Genomic DNA, 16,793 nt, shown 5'->3' on the forward strand with positions numbered 1-16,793 from the left:
ATCCAGATCACCCGCCAAAGGTCGAGAGGAAGGCCTCGACGAAGCGTGGATAGTCGTCCTCGGTGAGGTGGTTGATGCCGGCGGCGGCCTTGCGTCCGCCACCGCTCGGGAACTGGCGGCACAGCGCATCGGCGCCGTCGGGACGGGCCAGCGGGGCGCGCACGCTGACCAGGAAACCGCCCTCGGGCAGGCGGGTGAGCAGCGCGTGAGCGCGCTCGGGAGCGCCCTGAGCCTGAGCGTTGGCGAACACCCCGCTGACCCGCCGCGCCCAGGGCGCATCGGGCAGCACGAACACCCGGCCCGCCGTCTCGTCGACCTCGGGGCGCAGCGCCTCGGCGCGCGCCATGTCGTCGGCATAGCCGTCGCGGAGCTGGGCGAAGACCGCGTCGGCGGCGATGAACTCGCGCGGATCGGCATAGGGGCGCAGCCGCTCGAAGAGCTGCGCCGGATCGACGTGGAGGTCGGCGACCCGCGCGCCATAACCGTTGTAGTTGAGATAGATGCCGAGTTCGCGCAGCCGTTCGAGCGTCGGCGCGTCGAACCCCAACGGCGCGGCGGCCTGGCGCGCGGCGGCGTCGAAGTTGTCACCGAAGGTACCGACCACCGCCCAGGCGCGATGGGCACCGTCGAGCGCAGCGTCGACCAGCAGACTGGTGCCACGATCGGGGGCGGTGTCGATATGGGCCTCGAGTCCAGGGTGGACGGGGATCTCGCCGGGGAAGTGGTGGTCGAAGTAGCGCACCCGCACGCCGGCGGCGAGCAGCCGCTCGAGCGCAGCGCGGTTCTTGTCGAGCGAGAGGTCGAGCACCCGCACCTCGTCACCGGCGCCGGCCTCGACGCGATCGAGCAGCGCGATGTCGCGCTTGACCCCGGTCACCAGCACGCTCTCGCGCGGCTCGGCCAGGTGCAGCTGCAGGAGCGCGCAGAGTCCGTCCGCGTCGCCGTTGAAGACATCGTACAGGGCCATGCGTGTCTCCTCCCCGGCCGATCCTCGGCCCGGCTCGATTCGAGTGGAATGCGGGGAGCCTAACCAGCGCGCGACTCTCCTGACAAGCGCGCATCGGCATTGCCCGGTACAGCCGCTGACGTTAGACTTGCCTGCTCACCGACTTCTTTTGATCTTCTCAGGTTCTCCGGCCCTGGCTCGGCGTCTCGCGATCGGCGACGACGGCGTATTGGTGGTTGCCGGAGCCAGGGAAGCCCGTGTGTCCTAACATCATCCTTTAAGAGTTCTTCAGGAGCCCGCATGGCCATCGAACGCACCCTCTCCATCATCAAGCCCAACGCCGTCGCCAAGGACGCCATCGGCGCCATCCTCGGGCGTTTCGAGGCCGCCGGCCTGCGCATCGTCGCCGCGCGCATGATGCACCTGAGCCGCGAGCAGGCCTCGGCCTTCTACGCCGTGCACCAGGAGCGTCCCTTCTTCGGCGAGCTGGTCGACTTCATGACCTCCGGTCCGGTCATGGTCCAGGTCCTCGAGGGCGAGGGTGCCATCGCCAAGAATCGTGAGATCATGGGTGCCACCAACCCGGCCGAAGCCGCCCCGGGCACCATCCGCGCCGACTTCGCCGACTCCTTCACCGAGAACGCCGCGCACGGCTCCGACGCCCCCGAGACCGCCGCCGAGGAGATCGCCTTCTTCTTCCCCGAGGGCGTCTGCGAGCGCACCCGCTGATCCTGATCCGGTGACGGCCATGAACGCCAGTGAGACCAAGACCAACCTGCTCGATCTCGACCGCGCCGACTGTGAGGCGCTCGCCGTCGAGTTCGGCCGCAAGGCGTTCCATGGCCGCAACCTGTTCAAGTGGATCCACAAGCATGGCGTCGTCGACTTCGACGCCATGACGGATCTGCCGCTCGCGCTGCGCCAACAGCTGCGCGAGCGCACCGAGATTCGCCTGCCGCGAATCGTCCACGCCCACCCCTCCGCCGACGGCACCATCAAGTGGGTGATGGAGCTGACCGATGGTCAGCACATCGAGACCGTATTCATCCCCGAGGGCCGCCGCAGCACCATCTGCGTCTCCTCGCAGGTCGGCTGCGCGCTCGATTGCCGTTTCTGCGCCACCGCCAAGCAGGGCTTCAATCGCAACCTCGCGGTCAGCGAGATCATCGCCCAGGTATGGCATGCCACGCGCCATCTCCAGGCATCACCGACCAACGTGGTGATGATGGGCATGGGCGAGCCGCTCGCCAACTTCGACGCGGTGGTCAAGGCGATGGCCGTCATGCAGGACGATCTCGCCTACATGCTCGCCAAGCAGCGGGTAACGGTGAGCACCGTCGGCATCGTCCCCGCGATCGAGCGCCTGCGCGAGGTCAGCGACGTCTCGCTGGCCGTCTCGCTGCACGCCCCCAACGACGCCTTGCGCAATGAACTGGTGCCGATCAACCGCAAGTACCCGCTCGCCGAACTGATCCCGGCCTGCCGCCGCTATGTCGCCGCCGACAAGCGCCGCAAGGTGACCTGGGAATACATCATGATCGCCGGGCTCAACGACAGCATCGCCCACGCCAAGCAGCTCATCCGTCTGCTCGAGGGCACGCCGTCGAAGATCAATCTGATCCCCTTCAACCCCTTCCCCGGGGTCGATTACGCCACCAGCCCCCCCGAACAGGTCGAGGCCTTCCGCCAGCGCCTGATCCGCTCGGGGCTGATCGCGACCACCCGCAAGACCCGGGGCGAGGAGATCGCCGCCGCCTGTGGCCAACTCGTTGGCCGGGTGCAGGACCGCACCCGTCGCCAGGCCCAGGTACAACTCGAACAGGACCGGATAGGAGCGCCATGACCCTTCGCTGGCCTCGCCCGCTCGCGTTGGCCTTGCTGTGCCTGACCCTGCTGGCTGGCTGCGGTGGCACCGAGAAACGCCCCGAGGGCGGTGACGCGCTCGGTCTCGAACCCGACGACAGCCCTGCCGAGATCTATGTGCGGATGGCCGAGCAGTACTATGCCCGAGGCCAGATCGAGGTCGCCTTCCGCCGCGCGCTCCAGGCCATCGAGGCCGACCGTCGCTATGCTCGCGCGCATGTCTGGATGGCCTTTCTCTACGAGCAGCTGGGCAAGGACGCACTGGCCACCGAACACTACGAGCGCGCCGTGCGGCTGGCGCCGAAGAACCCCGACGTGCTCCACGCCTACGGCTCCTATCTGTGCCGCGAACAGCGCTACCCGGAGGCCGAGGCCCAGTTCCTCAAGGCACTCGACAACCCGCTCTATGCCACCCCCTGGGTGACCATGACCAATGCCGGTGACTGCGCTCGCAAGAAGGGCGACGCGAGCCAGGCGGAAGCGTATTATCGCTCCGCCGTCGCGGCCAATCCGAAGTTCGGTCCGGCCTTGGTCAAGCGCGCGGCGATGGCCTATGCCCGCGGCGAGATCAAGGCGGCAAAGGGAGACATCGACCGCTATTTCGGGGCAGAGACCCTGCGCACCGCGGCCAGCACGCTCGAGGCCCTGCGACTCGGCGCCAACATCGAGCGCCAGCTCGGCGATCGCGAGCGCGCCAACTTCTACCAGCGGGCCTTGCGCGAGCGTTTCCCGGACGCGGCGGCATCCAGAGAATCCCAGGGAGTCCAGTTGGATGAGCGAGACCAGATCACCGAGTCCTGAGGCGCCGAGCACGCCAGACATCGTCATGCACCCCGGCCAACGCCTGCGTCAGCAGCGCGAGGCGCGCGGCCTCGAAATCGCACGCGTCGCCTCGCAACTGCACCTGCGCCCGGAGATCATCGAGGCGCTCGAGCAGGATCGCTACGATACGCTGCCCGGCCCGGTCTTCGCGATCGGTTATCTGCGCAACTATGCCAGGCTGCTCGGCGTCGATCCGACACCATTGATCGAGTCGGCGCGCGCGACCACCCAGGAGCAGGCCGCCGCCCAGACAGGACCACGGACACGCGGCAACCTCGCCGAGACCACCTCGCGCTGGCTGATGCGCCTGATCAGTCTGGCGCTGATGGTCGCGGCTATCGCCATGCTGGTACTGTGGTGGCAGAACCGCCCCGAGATCGCCCCGGCGCCGCTCGCAGACGATGTCGCACCCAGCGAGCAATCGCGCCTCGACCCAGCCCCGTCCCAGGCCACACCCGACCCTGTCACCCCGGCCCCGACGACGCCCGAGCCCCCGGCCCCGCAGCCGACACCACGCCCGGCCCCGGCACCCGTCCAGCAAACACCCACGGTCGTCGCCGCCCCCGAGCCGGCGGCGACACCGGACACCACGCCGGCTCCCACCGCCGTGCCCGCGCCCAGCGCCGCGCCCGCAATCCTCGAGGAGCAGCCGGAGGTCACGCCCACGACCGTCACCACCGCCCCGACGACGCCCGAGGTCGCGCTCGAGTTCACCGGCAACTGCTGGGTCGAGGTGCGTGACGTCAACCGCCGCATCATCCTCACCGGCGAGCTGCGTGCCGGCGACCGGCGTGTGCTCGAGGGCGAGCCGCCCTATCGTTTCATCATCGGCAACACCGCCATGGCGCGTCTCACCATCGACGGCGAGCCGCTCGACCTGAGCGCCCGCGCCCGCGGCAATGTCGCCCGCTTCACCCTTGATCCCAGTCAGCCCGACTGAGTCCGGCGCGCTGCGATCCCACAGGCCATCAGTATCCGCCCAGTATGAGCAAGAAGATCCAAGCCATCCGCGGGATGCACGACATCCTGCCGGACCGCATCCCCACCTGGCACCGTCTCGAGGACACCGCGCGACGGGTCCTCGAAGGCTACGGCTACAGCGAGATCCGTACCCCCGTCGTCGAGGTCACCGACCTGTTCAAGCGTTCCATCGGCGAGGTCACCGACATCGTCGAGAAGGAGATGTACACCTTCCCCGATCGTAACGACGACAGCCTCAGCCTGCGCCCCGAGGGGACGGCGAGTTGCGTGCGCGCGGCCATCGAGCACGGCTTGCTGATGCAGCCGCAGCGGCTGTGGTACCGCGGCCCGATGTTCCGCTACGAGCGTCCGCAGCGCGGCCGCTACCGCCAGTTCCATCAGATCGGGGTCGAGGTCTTCGGGCTTGAGGGACCGGACATCGACCTCGAGCTGATGCTGATGACCGCGCGACTGTGGCGCGAACTCGGGCTCGAGGGTTTCCGCCTGGAGATCAATTCGCTCGGCGACGCCGAGGAGCGCGCGGCCTATCGCGCCGAGCTGATCGCCTATCTCGAGGCCCATGTCGAGCAACTCGACGAGGACAGCTGCAAGCGGCTGCACAGCAACCCGCTGCGCGTCCTCGACTCCAAGCACCCGCAGACCCGCGAGATCGTCGCCGGCGCGCCCTCGCTGCTCGATCATCTCGGCGCGACCAGTCGCGCTCACCTCGATCACATCCGCGCCGGACTCGAGCGCGCCGGGGTCGACTATCAGGTCAATCCGCGTCTGGTGCGTGGGCTCGACTACTACAATCGCACCGTGTTCGAATGGATCACCGACGAACTCGGCGCCCAGGGCACGGTCTGCGCCGGCGGTCGTTACGACGGTCTGGTCGCCCAGCTCGGTGGGCGCCCGACCACCGCCGTCGGCTTCGCCATGGGCATCGAGCGCCTGGTCGAGCTGCTCGAACTGAGCGGCGCGCAGGATGATCCCGGCATCGACGCCTACCTGGTCGCACTCGGCGAGCGCGCCCAACAAGAGGCCCCGGTGCTCGCCGAGCGACTGCGCGACACCCTGCCCGAGCTGCGCCTGGTGGTCCACGCCGGCGGCGGCAGCTTCAAGAGCCAGTTCAAGCGTGCCGACAAGAGCGGCGCGCGCTATGCGCTGATCCTCGGCGAGGACGAGGCCGAGCGCGGGGTGGTCGGCGTCAAGGCGCTGCGCGAGCAGATCGAACAGCGCGAGCTGGACTTCACCGCGCTGGCCGCGCTGCTCGCCGGCACACCGGCCTGACCCCATCGAGAGCCATCCGCGCCGCGCGACAGCGCGCGCACCCATAGAGGACAGACCCGTGAGTTACCAAACCGACGAGGAAAAGGCCGAGGCCATCAAGAAGTGGTGGCGTGACAACGGCGTTGCCGTGTTCGCCGGTCTCGCGCTCGGCCTGGTCATCATCTTCGGCTGGCGTTACTGGACCGAATACCGCAACGACCATGCCGCCCAGGCATCGACTCACTTCGAGCAGATGCTCTACAGCGCCGAGGACGCGGACGCGGCCACGGTGCTCGCCAAGCAGTCCGAGCAGCTCGACGCCGACTTCGGCGCCACGCCCTATGCCGCACTCGGCGCCCTGGTCGCGGCCAAGGGGCTCTATCGAGCCGGTGAGGCCGAGGCGGCCATCGCCCGACTCGAGCGGGTGATCGAAGACGCCCCGGACGCGGCGCTGGCACGCCTCGCCGCACTGCGCCTGGCGCGCATCCAGCTCGCCGAGGGCGCGCTCGATGCCGCCGAGTCGACCATCGCGACCCATGACGACAGCCCCGAGTTCAGCGCCGACTTCGCCGCGGTACGCGGTGATCTGGCCGCCGCGCGCGGCGACCTCGACGCCGCCCGCGAGGCCTATGAGACGGCCATCGAGGGCGGTGCCGCACTCTCGCAACTCATCCAGCTCAAGCTCGACAACCTGCCCTCGGCCGGTTAGACGACACACGGAAGGAAGCTATGGCGATCCACACCAGAGCGGCGATCACCGGCGCCGGCGCACTGCTGTTGAGCGCACTGCTCGGCGGCTGCAGTCTCATCCCCTGGCTCGGCAGCGAGGAGGATCCGACACCGCCGAGCGAGTTGCCCGAACTCGACCCGTCGCTGAGCCCGACCACGCTGTGGTCGGCGCGCGTCACCGACGGCACCGACGGGCGTCGCCTCTATCTGGTGCCGACGCTCGCCGCCGGGCGGCTCTATGTCGCCGATGCCCGCGGCACCCTCGTCGCGCTCGACGCCGACAGCGGCCGCGTGTTGTGGCGCCAGAAGACCGAGCTGGCCTTCAGCGGCGGCCCCGAGGTCCACGGCGAGCGTCTGGTGCTCGGCACCACCGGCGGCGAGCTGGCGGCCTTCTCCACCGCCGAGGGCACCGAGCTGTGGCGGACCCGACTCGGCAGCGAGGTGCTCTCGGTGCCGCGTTTCGCCGATGCCGAGACCATCGTCGTCCACACCCTCGACGACAGCCTCTACGGCATCGAGGCGGCCACCGGCGAGCAGCGCTGGCACCTCACCTACCCCGCCCCGGTGCTCACCCTGCGCGGCAGCAGCACCCCGGCGGTCGCCCCGGACGGGGTCATCGTCGGACTCTCCGGGGGCAAGCTGATCAAGTTCGATGTCGCCGACGGCACGCCGTTGTGGGAGGTCACCATCACCCGACCGAGCGGGCGCTCCGAACTCTCACGCATCGCCGACATCGACGCCGACCCGGTGCTGGTCGGCACCACGGTGTTCGTCGGCACCTACAACGGCGACCTGGCTGCGGTCGACGCCGTCACCGGCACCGTGCTGTGGCGCCGCGAACTCTCCGCCCACGCCGGTCTTGCCGCCACCCCGGAGGCGCTGTTCGTCACCGACTCGCGCGATCAGGTGTGGGGCGCCGACCCGCTCAGCGGCGCCGGACGCTGGGTACAGGAAGGGCTACGCTATCGTCGGCTCACCGCGCCGGCGTTGAGCGGCCAGGTGGTCGTGGTCGGCGACCTGGAGGGCTATGTCCACCTGCTCGACGCCGCCGACGGCCAGCTGCTCGGACGCGCCCGCATCACCAAGAAAGCGCCGATCACCGCACCGCCGCTGGCCGTCGCCGGGCGGCTCTATGTCTATGCCGACGACGGGACGCTGAGCGCCCTCAGCGTCGGCGCCATTCCGGCGCGGACGGCGCAACGCGCGCCCGAGCAAGCCGACAACGCGAGTCCCTGAATACCATGCTCCCCGTCATCACCCTGGTCGGTCGTCCCAATGTCGGCAAGTCGACCCTGTTCAACCGGCTCACGCGCACCCGCGACGCGCTGGTCGCCGACTTCCCCGGGCTCACCCGCGATCGCCAATACGGGGTCGGGCGGATCGGCCCCGGTCCTTATGTGATCGTCGACACCGGCGGTATCGCCACCGCCACCGAGGGCGTCGAGACGCTGATGGAGCGTCAGGTGCAACTGGCCATCGAGGAGGCCGATCACCTGCTGTTCGTGGTCGACGCGCGCGACGGCTGCACCCCGGAGGACATCGCCATCGCCGAACGGCTGCGCCGTATCGGCAAGCCGATGACCCTGGTGGTCAACAAGAGCGACACCTTCGACCCGCTGCTCGCCACCGCCGAGTTCCACGCCCTCGGGCTGGGCGAACCGCGCGCGGTCTCGGCCACCCAGGGGATGGCGATCCGGCCGCTGGTCGAGCATGTCTTCGCCCTGCTCCCCGAACCCGCCGAGGAGGAGGCCGCCGAGGAGGACGACGAGCGGGGCGTCAAGGTGGCAATCGTCGGTCGCCCCAATGCCGGCAAGTCGACGCTGATCAACCGTCTGGTCGGCGAGGAGCGTGTGGTCGCCTTCGACAGCCCCGGCACCACCCGCGACAGCGTCTTCATCCCCTTCGAGCGTGACGGTCGGCGCTACACCCTGATCGACACCGCCGGTCTGCGCCGTCGCGCCAAGGTTAAGGAGGCGATTGAGAAATTCAGCGTGATCAAGACGCTGCAGGCGATCGAGGCGGCCAACGTGGTGGTCCTGGTGATCGATGCCCATGCCGGCATCGGCGAGCAGGACGCCACCCTCGCCGGCCATGTCATCGACAGCGGTCGCGCCGTGGTGGTGGCGATCAACAAGTGGGACGGACTCGACGCCGAGGCGCGCGAACAGGTCAAGGCGCAGTTCACCCGCAAGCTCGGTTTCCTCGACTTCGCCAAGCTGCACCGTATCTCGGCGCTGCATGGCAGCGGCGTCGGGCTGCTGCTCGACGACGTCGACCTGGCCTATGCCAACGCCACCCGCAACCTCTCCACCCCGGAGCTGACCCGGCTGCTCGAAGCGGCGGTACAGGAGCACCAGCCGCCGCTGGTGCGCGGTCGACGCATCAAGCTGCGCTATGCCCACCAGGGTGGACGCAATCCGCCGGTGGTGGTCATCCACGGCAACCAGACCGAGGAGACCCCGGCGAGCTACAAGCGCTATCTGATCAACCGCTTCCGCCGCGAACTCGATCTGCTCGGCACCCCGCTGCGCCTGGAGTTCAAGAGCGGCGGCAACCCCTACGAGGGCAAGCGCAACCCGCTCACCCCGCGCCAGATCAAGAGCCGCCAGCGGCTCAAGAAGTTCACCTCGCGCAAGCGTTGAATCCATCGGTGCAGGGACGCACCACCCTCGCCGTCTCGTCGACGACGGCCCTATAATCGGCATCCCCAGCAACACTCAGGACGAGGGCGCAGATGACCGATCAGATCGAAGGCGATTCACCCCAGCACGGAATCGATGCGCTGATCCAGGCGCTCAGGGAAGACACCGCGCAGCGCGCCCGACTCAGCGACCAGCTCGAACGCCTGCTCGCGGCGAGCGGCCCCGAGCGTCAACTCAACGACATCAGCGGACTCGACCGACGACTCCACATCGAGGAGCGTCGTCACTCCCGCGCCAAGTGGTACACCGGCGTGCTCGGCCTGTTCGCCGTGCTGATGGGCGGCGTGCTCTTCTATCTGGTGTTCATGATGGCCCACGACATGAACCGGATGGAGGACTACATGTACAACATGGGCCACACCGCCGGCGACACCCGCGTGCGCCCCTCCGAGTTCAAGACCCAGGGCGAGAGCTACATGGCGGCGATGGCCGGCGACATGGGCAGCATGCGCACCAGCATGGAGGCGATGCGCGACGACATGGGCCGGATGCGCGTGAGCATCGTCGAGATGAGTGACGACATGACCCAGATGAACACCACCATGGGCCGTCTCCAGTACGACGTCCTGCTGATGCGCCAAGGCGTCGGTGGCATGGCCAGCGACACCCGCGCCATGGGCATTCCCTTCCGCGTCATGGACTCGATGGCTCCGTGGTGATCCGGCCCCGATCGATGATGCGACTCGCCATCGTGTTCGTCACCGCCTTGCTCGGCGCCACGGCGTACGCCGAAACCGCCGAGGAGCTGGTCGCCGGCAAGGTCCGCGCCGATATCGACTACCGCCAGCTAATGGAGCTGATGGGCGAGGCCGTCGGCACCATCCAGCGTGGCATCCTGCGCGAGAATGCCGAACTGGTGGCCATCGGTGCGCGCATGATCCTCGACCATCCGGCACCACGCCACCGCCCCTGGACGATCATGGCGCCGAGCGATCGCAACGCCTTCAAGCAGGCGCTGCTCGCCTTCGACCCGCAGCTCGACCGCCATGCCGGCGCCGCACTCGAGGCCGCGCGCGAGGCCGACTGGGGCGCTGCGCTCGACGCCCTCGCCCGGCTCGATCATGCCTGCATCGCCTGCCACGCCGGCTGGCGACAACGGGTCATGCGCACCGCGCCCGCACCCTGAGCCCCCCGGGAGGCGCCCGGCTGTCATACAATGCGGAGTGCAACCCAAACCACCCGACCGCAAGGGGGCCTCACGATGAACGCACCACGCTCCACCCAGGAACTCGCCGCCCTGTTCGACCTGCCCGCCCCCGATCGCTATAGCCTCTTCGTCACCGAGGCCGTCGAACACGACCAGGTCTGGACACTGTGCGCCGAGGACGGCTTCGTCGCCTTCAGCGACGAGGACGACACCGACTGCTTCCCCTTCTGGCCGGCCCCGGAGCTGGCCGCCGCCCTGGCCGAGGAGGACTGGGGCGACTGTCGTCCCGAATCGCTCCCGCTCGCCACCTTCATGGAACGCTGGCTCCCCGGCATGGACCGTGACGAGCGCCTGGTCTCGGTGTTCGCCGCCCCCGACGGCAGCGGCATGGTGGTCGATCCGCTGGAGCTGCTCGCCGACCTCGAGGCCGCACAGCGCGCGCGCGACTGAGCGCACCGTCCCCGCGCGAGATCGACCGCGGGGACGGCCGCCTCCTTCATGACGAGATGTCGTGCCCTTGCGCCTTCATCCAGCGATCACTGAAGAACTTGGAGAGATATTTGAGGCCGGAGTCCGGGAGCACGGTGACAATGGTCACCGGCTCATCGGACCGCCTCGCGATCTGGACGCAGCCCCATAGATTCGCCCCGGAGCTACCACCGGCGAAGATCCCCTCCTGTCTCGCCAGACGTCGCGCCATCGCAAAGGCATCGGCATCCTCGAATTGCAGGACCTCGTCGACGACCGTGAAATCCATGCACTCGGCGATATGGTCCTCGCCCACACCTTCGACCTGATAGGTCCCGATCTTGCCGTGATCGACCGTTCCGGTATTGAAGTAGTCGTGATAGATCGACCCGACCGGATCCGGCATGATGACCTTGAGATCGGGCAGCCTCTCCTTCAGGTATCTGCCGATCCCGGAGATCGTTCCCCCGGTACTGCCGCTGGCCACGAAGTAGTCGATCTCTCCCCCGGTTTGTTCCCAGATCTCCTTGCCGGTAGTCAGGTAATGGGCCTCGGCATTCTTGGGGTTGTCGTATTGATCGATCATGAAGGACCCGGGGATGGAGGCGGCGATGTCCCGTGCCCGCCTGACATAGTGATCCGGGGATCCCGGCTGCGCCGACGTGGGACACCGCACGACCTCCGCGCCCAGGGCTCGCAAGGCGTCCTGTTTCTCTTGGCTCACCTTGTCGGGCATGGTGAGGATCGCGCGGTACCCCTTGATCGCCGCGATCATGGCGATCGCGGCACCCGTGTTGCCCGAGGTGTTCTCGACGATGGTCCCGCCGGACCTCAGCACTCCCGACCGCTCGGCGTCCTCGATGATGTGCTTGACGATCCGATCCTTGACGCTTCCGCTCGGGTTGAAGGTCTCGAGCTTCGCGAGGACGGTGACATGGTCCTGGCTGAAGAGCTTGTCCAGCCTGACCAGCGGGGTACTCCCGATATGATCGAGGATCGTGCCGTGATGGACCTGAGTGCGGCCGGACGGACGCTGCTCCGCTTGGATCGACGCTGCCATTCTCCACCCCCTTGTCGTGCACCCTAGACGCGATGCTGCGCATCGACCACGACCACCGTGTGTCCGAGTTCGACGCCCTTCTGCACGATCGCGATGGCGGTCTCCGCATCGATGGCATGGGGTTGAAGTCTCGCCTCGATCTCCAGCGCCGCATCCAGCGACTGGGCGGGATCGAGATCCGCGAACACCTCCCGCAGGATCTCCACCGGATAGAACTGAAAGGGCCCGTGGCCATGCTTCTGGTGCACTGCGTAGGATCCCACCACCTCCTCCGGCTCGGACTGTATCTTCCAGGTGTAAATCAGCAGCTCCGGGTCGAACCCCGCGTGGCGCGGCATCTCGAGGATCGAGGTGATCGGAACCCTGGCCCCGATCGAGCACAACACGTGGCCGCCGGGCTTCAGTATACTGCCCGCCTGTCGCAGTAGGCTGTAGTGCAGCTCCAGCAGGTCGTTCCGAATCGCTTCGGGGAGTCCGTGTTCGCGTGACCTGATATAGCTGGAGCTGTTCATCCCGTGTTCGAGATCGATCCCTTCAAGCAACGGGATGTTGGGGAGGTTCTCGTAGATGAGATCGAACAGCTGCCCGGTCTCGAGCAATGGTTCGGCGAGATCCCCGACATGGCCCTCGACCTGGAAACGCGACGGTTCCAGGAGATTGGCGAGGATGTTGCCGACCGCCTTGTCGACCACGTCGTGATGCATATCGGTGACGACGACATGAGCCGGCCCCAGGAGTTCGATCGCGGCGATCGCATCGATCCCGGATCCGGTGCCAATGGAGCAGAAATCGACCAAGTCGGACTCGTTCAGGCCATATTTACTGGCGTATGCGATGAAGGAAGGGATCGCCACGGAGGCGACCCAGTCGCGACGTGGCACATCGATCTTCGGCAGATAAGTGTGCTCGGTCAGCTCGACCCGCAGCTCGGGGGTGAGCCGTTGAATCGTCCGCCCCGACTCAAAGAAGCCCTGGATCGAGCTTGCGATGTCGGCGGGTGCTCGTACGGTCGTCGATTGCATGGTGCTCCTCACTTCCTGGGTTGTGACCGCCCCGGATGTCATCGAGGCAGACGGGTCATCGACAGGGCGATATTCCGAGAGGACCCGCCCTCGGCAATACGCTATGTCGTTCGGGCGGCGAGTCGCGGCCAGCATGGAGGAAGCATTGCGAACCCTCCGGCAGATCGACGATGCGCCACCCTTCGCTGTGTCGGCCGAGATCGGACCGGACGACACTCCTCTCCAGCCCGGTCAGACCGGGAGGAGACAGCCATTCGAGGTGGCACATCCTTGTGCCGAGGGAGACTCCTGATGATCGAGTCCTGCTCGCCCTACCGCGCGCCTAATCCTGCTTCCTGACGGCGGTGCCTCTCATCACGACCAGCAAGATCCCCAGCGCCACCGGAATAACGCCGACGGCCTCGAACCAGTAGATCGGCTCGGCGAGCAGCAACCAGGCGATGACGAGACCGAACACCGGGGTCATGAAATGGAAGGAGCTGGCGGTACTGGCACTCGTCAGGCTCAGGATCCTGAGCCACAGCAGCACGGCGCCGACGGAGACCACGAGTACCAGATAGATCAGCGACACCAGGAGCGTGGTGTCGAGCGTGACGGATGAGACGTCCTCGAGCGTCAGGGCGACCGGCAGCAACAGCAACCCGCCCAACAGGGTCTGGATGGCATTGACCGAGAGCAGACTCATCTCCACCCGCATACGCTTGAACAGGATGGTCCCGAGCGACAGCGCCAGTGTTCCCAGCGCCACATAACCGATCCCCAGGGGGCTGATGTCGGCGACGTCCGAAACGCTGCGATGGAAGATGAAGAATACGCCGCCGAAGCCCAGCATCAGGCCAATCAGTTGCCGGGCGGTGATGCGCTCGCCGAGCAGGAAGATGGCCAGTACCATGGTCATCAGCGGGGTCGTGGCCGCGATGATGGTGACCAGCCCGGAGGGCACCGTGGCCAGTCCGGTAAAGCTCAACCCGAGATAGGCGGTGTTGTTCAGGAACCCGAGTAGCAACAGGTTGAGGAACGTGCGTCCGTCGATACGCCAGCGCTCGCCGAGCAACCACGCCAGCAGCAACATGAGGACCCCGGCGAGGACGAAGCGCATCACCAGGAGAGTCAACGGCGGCGAGGACTGGAGCGCGATCTTGCCGGCAACGAAGGCGGAGCTCCAGATGATGCAGAAAACGAGCGCGAGTCCGAGGATGTAGAACGTGCTCGTCGAGGCCGCTCCCTCGCGTGGTTCGAGGCGTCCTCTGGACGGAACGCCCATCGCGATCGCCTCGTCGGTATCGCTGCTGTTCATGGTCGTCGGCGAATTTTCTCGATAAGTGGCGCAGCAGGGTAAGGACCTGGTCGTCCTGAGGGAAAATGAATTCTTCGGAGCAAAAGGGATAAGAAATCGTTATGGGTATCCCGAGCCTCAACGTCGAGTTACTGAGAACCTTCGTCACCGTGGTCGAGGCGCAGGGCTTCACCCAGGCCGGCGCGCGTCTCCATCGCACCCAGCCCGCCGTGAGCATCCAGGTCAAGCGTCTGGAGCAACTGGTCGAGCGTCCATTGTTCGTGCGTCGCAAGGGCCGCCTGTGCGGCCTGACCGAGGCGGGCGAGGTCCTGCTGGGATACGCGCGTCACATGCTGCGAATCAACGACGACGCGCTCCAGGCCGTCGGCGCGTCCGGGCTCGCGGGCAAGGTACGTCTGGGGACACCGGAGGACTTCGCCAGCAAGTATCTACCCCTGCTGCTGTCGCGTTTCGCCACCATGCATCCCCGGGTCCAGCTGGAGGTCTGCTGCGACCTCTCGGTGAAACTGCTGAAGTCGGTGCGTGACGGCGAACTCGACCTGGCGCTGATCCGGCGCAATCTCGAAGCCGAGGGTGGTCGGGGCCTGTATCGAGAGCCGTTGCACTGGGTCGGCAGCCGCATGTGCCAACTGATCGAGACCGACCCCCTACCCCTGGCGGTGTTCCCGGAGGGGTGCGCCTACCGCGCCCATGCCATCGACGCACTCGCGGCGAACGGCCGCGCCTGGCGGCTGGCCTATGTCAGTCCCAGCCTCGTCGGGATCCAGGCCGCCGTACTGGGCGGACTCGGGGTCTCGGTGCTGCCGGACAGCTCCCTGTTACCCGGCCACCGGACATTGGGCACGGCCGACGGACTCCCCTCGCTGCCAAGCGTCGAGCTGGCCCTCGAGATCGCCCCGAGCGGGCTGTCGCGTGCCGGGGAATCGCTCGTCGACTACATCCTGGGGCGGGTCGAGGACGGATTCGAATCACTCGATCCGATGACCGATGAGCAGGTCTCGACGAGGGTGGAAGTCGAGGACGGATGAGCGGGCTCCGCCCCTCATTCATCCCCCGCACGATCATCGTCACCACTCCGGGTGCGATGCTCATCCCTTACCCGCACAGCGTCCGATCATCGCCGAGCAACGCTTGATGCTGCCGAAGCCCCAACCGGCGCGGTTGTTGCTGGCGACGGCGACGACGCGCCCGTCGCGCACACGGATATCGAAGACACAGGCGCGGGCGTCGTCCTCGGGGGCTGGGGCCGGGGTGGCACGCAGCAGGCCATCGGCGCCGCGGCGCTGCGCCGAGGAGTAGTGGCGCAGCGTGACACCGGGATCCGTGGCCGACCGAGTGACCGACAGCGGCTCGCCGATGCAGTGCGCGAGCCGCTCGACCTCAGCGCCGAGCAAGCGCTGCTCGGCCTCGTGGACCTGGTGCAGATGGGGCGCGCCGCAGCCGCCGGAGAGCAGTGCGACGGCGACGAACAGGAGCGGCTTCTGGATACGCATGATCGTCTCCCCCGCTCAGGTCCGCACCGGCTGGCCGCGCAGCCGGCCGCTCAACCGCAGCCCGTCGCGCAGACTCAACCCGAGCAGCGTGGCGTTGACCGCGCCGGCGACCAGCTCCAGCCCCTGCACCGCGTAGAAGACGCCGTCGAGTTCCCCCGCCCCGGCCTTGGCGGCGAGGAAGAAGGCGCAGGGCACCAGCACCAGCAGACCGTTGGCGGCGATGATCGGCATCCGCCGGCGCTTGGCCGCGACCAGCGCCCCCTGGCGATCACGCGCCAGCGCAAAGCCCGATCCGCCGACCGCCGCGAGCGCCGGGATCAGCACCAGCAGGCCCCAGGGGATGGCGGTCTTGACCGCGACGATGGCCGCCGGGGCGCCGAGGGTCTCGACGATCACCGTGGCGAGCCAGAAGCTCAGGATGGTCAGCAGCGCCAGCACGCCGGCGATGGGATGGATCCACTTGGTCATGACGGTCTCCGCTCCAGGGTTAAACATAGCTTGCTATATAGCATTGCATTTCAAGCTATACAAGTGCTATCAAGACGCCATGACATTCAGCAGAGACGACTCGGCGGGCTATCTCGCCAACCACCTGGCGCGGCTCTTCGCGCGCGAGCTGCAAGCGCGGATCAAACCGCTGGGCCTGAGCATCGGCACCTTCCCGGCGCTGCTGGTGCTGTGGGAGGGCGACGGGCTGACCCAGCGCGAGTTGATCGCCGCGCTCGACATCGAGCAGCCGACCATGGCCAACACCCTGGCGCGGATGGAGCGCGACGGCCTGATCCAGCGCCGACGCGACCCGCACGACGGGCGCGCCCAGCGCATCTGGCTGACCGAGACCGCCCGCGCCCTGAAGGAACCGGCGACGGCGGCGGCCACGGCGGTCAATGCCCGCGCCCTCGCCGGGCTCTCGGCGACCGAGCGCGCGACCTTCGTCGCGCTGATGCGCAAGGTCGTCACCGGGTTGCAGCCCGACGACGAGGTCGTCTGAGCCCTCCGCACGCCGGTGTTGGGT

Annotated in this window: 19 protein-coding genes; 13 read left to right on the forward strand and 6 right to left on the reverse strand. The window is 67.6% G+C overall.

What is annotated here, in order from left to right; all coding sequences use genetic code 11:
* Nucleotides 1-7: 7 nt before the first annotated feature.
* Entirely contained in the window at nt 8-967 is a 960-nt protein-coding gene (locus tag MARPU_RS12665) for a hypothetical protein (RefSeq protein WP_005221613.1), read from the reverse strand.
* 279 nt (nt 968-1,246) lie between these two features.
* On the opposite strand from MARPU_RS12665, the gene ndk reads away from it, so the two are divergent.
* The 11 genes from ndk (at nt 1,247) to MARPU_RS12720 (ending at nt 10,888) form a co-directional block, all read left to right on the forward strand.
* A complete protein-coding gene (ndk, locus tag MARPU_RS12670; protein WP_005221611.1) occupies nt 1,247-1,675 on the forward strand; it encodes a nucleoside-diphosphate kinase in 429 nt (142 codons plus the stop codon).
* 19 nt (nt 1,676-1,694) lie between these two features.
* Nucleotides 1,695-2,789, forward strand: coding sequence for a bifunctional tRNA (adenosine(37)-C2)-methyltransferase TrmG/ribosomal RNA large subunit methyltransferase RlmN (locus MARPU_RS12675; RefSeq protein WP_005221610.1), 1,095 nt, complete (start codon nt 1,695-1,697; stop codon nt 2,787-2,789).
* Nucleotides 2,786-3,610, forward strand: coding sequence for a type IV pilus biogenesis/stability protein PilW (gene pilW, locus MARPU_RS12680; protein WP_005221609.1), 825 nt, complete (start codon nt 2,786-2,788; stop codon nt 3,608-3,610). Before MARPU_RS12675 ends, pilW begins: the two co-directional genes overlap by 4 nt.
* Nucleotides 3,582-4,571, forward strand: a complete 990-nt coding sequence (locus tag MARPU_RS12685) for a RodZ domain-containing protein (RefSeq protein ID WP_005221607.1) — start codon at nt 3,582-3,584, stop codon at nt 4,569-4,571. Before pilW ends, MARPU_RS12685 begins: the two co-directional genes overlap by 29 nt.
* Before the next feature lie 44 nt (nt 4,572-4,615).
* Nucleotides 4,616-5,881, forward strand: a complete 1,266-nt coding sequence (gene hisS, locus MARPU_RS12690; RefSeq protein WP_005221606.1) for a histidine--tRNA ligase — start codon at nt 4,616-4,618, stop codon at nt 5,879-5,881.
* A 58-nt stretch (nt 5,882-5,939) separates the two neighbouring features.
* Entirely contained in the window at nt 5,940-6,569 is a 630-nt protein-coding gene (locus tag MARPU_RS12695; RefSeq protein ID WP_005221605.1) for a YfgM family protein, read from the forward strand.
* A 20-nt stretch (nt 6,570-6,589) separates the two neighbouring features.
* On the forward strand, nt 6,590-7,825 hold the full coding sequence (gene bamB / locus MARPU_RS12700; protein ID WP_005221604.1) for an outer membrane protein assembly factor BamB: 1,236 nt from the start codon (nt 6,590-6,592) through the stop codon (nt 7,823-7,825).
* Nucleotides 7,826-7,830: 5 nt separating this feature from the next.
* The gene (gene der, locus MARPU_RS12705; protein WP_005221603.1) at nt 7,831-9,231 is read left to right on the forward strand and encodes a ribosome biogenesis GTPase Der; all 1,401 of its coding nucleotides are present in this window, start codon (nt 7,831-7,833) and stop codon (nt 9,229-9,231) included.
* Nucleotides 9,232-9,323: 92 nt separating this feature from the next.
* Complete coding sequence (locus tag MARPU_RS12710; RefSeq protein WP_005221602.1) at nt 9,324-9,950, forward strand: hypothetical protein; 627 nt, start codon at nt 9,324-9,326, stop codon at nt 9,948-9,950.
* A 17-nt stretch (nt 9,951-9,967) separates the two neighbouring features.
* Nucleotides 9,968-10,417, forward strand: a complete 450-nt coding sequence (locus MARPU_RS12715; protein WP_156929279.1) for a hypothetical protein — start codon at nt 9,968-9,970, stop codon at nt 10,415-10,417.
* A 75-nt stretch (nt 10,418-10,492) separates the two neighbouring features.
* The gene (locus MARPU_RS12720; protein WP_005221600.1) at nt 10,493-10,888 is read left to right on the forward strand and encodes a DUF2750 domain-containing protein; all 396 of its coding nucleotides are present in this window, start codon (nt 10,493-10,495) and stop codon (nt 10,886-10,888) included.
* A 46-nt stretch (nt 10,889-10,934) separates the two neighbouring features.
* On the opposite strand, the gene MARPU_RS12725 is transcribed toward MARPU_RS12720, so the two are convergent.
* The 3 genes from MARPU_RS12725 to MARPU_RS12740 form a co-directional block, all read right to left on the reverse strand.
* A complete protein-coding gene (locus MARPU_RS12725; protein WP_005221598.1) occupies nt 10,935-11,966 on the reverse strand; it encodes a PLP-dependent cysteine synthase family protein in 1,032 nt (343 codons plus the stop codon).
* Between the two features lie 23 nt (nt 11,967-11,989).
* Nucleotides 11,990-12,988, reverse strand: a complete 999-nt coding sequence (locus MARPU_RS12730) for a 50S ribosomal protein L11 methyltransferase (RefSeq protein ID WP_005221597.1) — start codon at nt 12,986-12,988, stop codon at nt 11,990-11,992.
* A 322-nt stretch (nt 12,989-13,310) separates the two neighbouring features.
* Entirely contained in the window at nt 13,311-14,285 is a 975-nt protein-coding gene (locus MARPU_RS12740) for a DMT family transporter (RefSeq protein WP_005221596.1), read from the reverse strand.
* 101 nt (nt 14,286-14,386) lie between these two features.
* Between MARPU_RS12740 and MARPU_RS12745 the strand changes: the two genes are divergently transcribed.
* Complete coding sequence (locus tag MARPU_RS12745) at nt 14,387-15,313, forward strand: LysR substrate-binding domain-containing protein (RefSeq protein ID WP_005221595.1); 927 nt, start codon at nt 14,387-14,389, stop codon at nt 15,311-15,313.
* A 60-nt stretch (nt 15,314-15,373) separates the two neighbouring features.
* Here MARPU_RS12745 and MARPU_RS12750 read toward each other — a convergent pair whose 3' ends face one another.
* The gene (locus tag MARPU_RS12750; protein WP_005221594.1) at nt 15,374-15,778 is read right to left on the reverse strand and encodes a hypothetical protein; all 405 of its coding nucleotides are present in this window, start codon (nt 15,776-15,778) and stop codon (nt 15,374-15,376) included.
* A gap of 15 nt (nt 15,779-15,793) precedes the next feature.
* Nucleotides 15,794-16,246, reverse strand: coding sequence for a hypothetical protein (locus tag MARPU_RS12755; protein ID WP_005221593.1), 453 nt, complete (start codon nt 16,244-16,246; stop codon nt 15,794-15,796).
* Nucleotides 16,247-16,325: 79 nt separating this feature from the next.
* On the opposite strand from MARPU_RS12755, the gene MARPU_RS12760 reads away from it, so the two are divergent.
* Nucleotides 16,326-16,769, forward strand: coding sequence for a MarR family winged helix-turn-helix transcriptional regulator (locus tag MARPU_RS12760; RefSeq protein ID WP_005221592.1), 444 nt, complete (start codon nt 16,326-16,328; stop codon nt 16,767-16,769).
* Nucleotides 16,770-16,793 lie beyond the last annotated feature (24 nt).

The sequence above is a fragment of the Marichromatium purpuratum 984 genome (genome assembly GCF_000224005.2).
Lineage (GTDB): Bacteria > Pseudomonadota > Gammaproteobacteria > Chromatiales > Chromatiaceae > Marichromatium > Marichromatium purpuratum.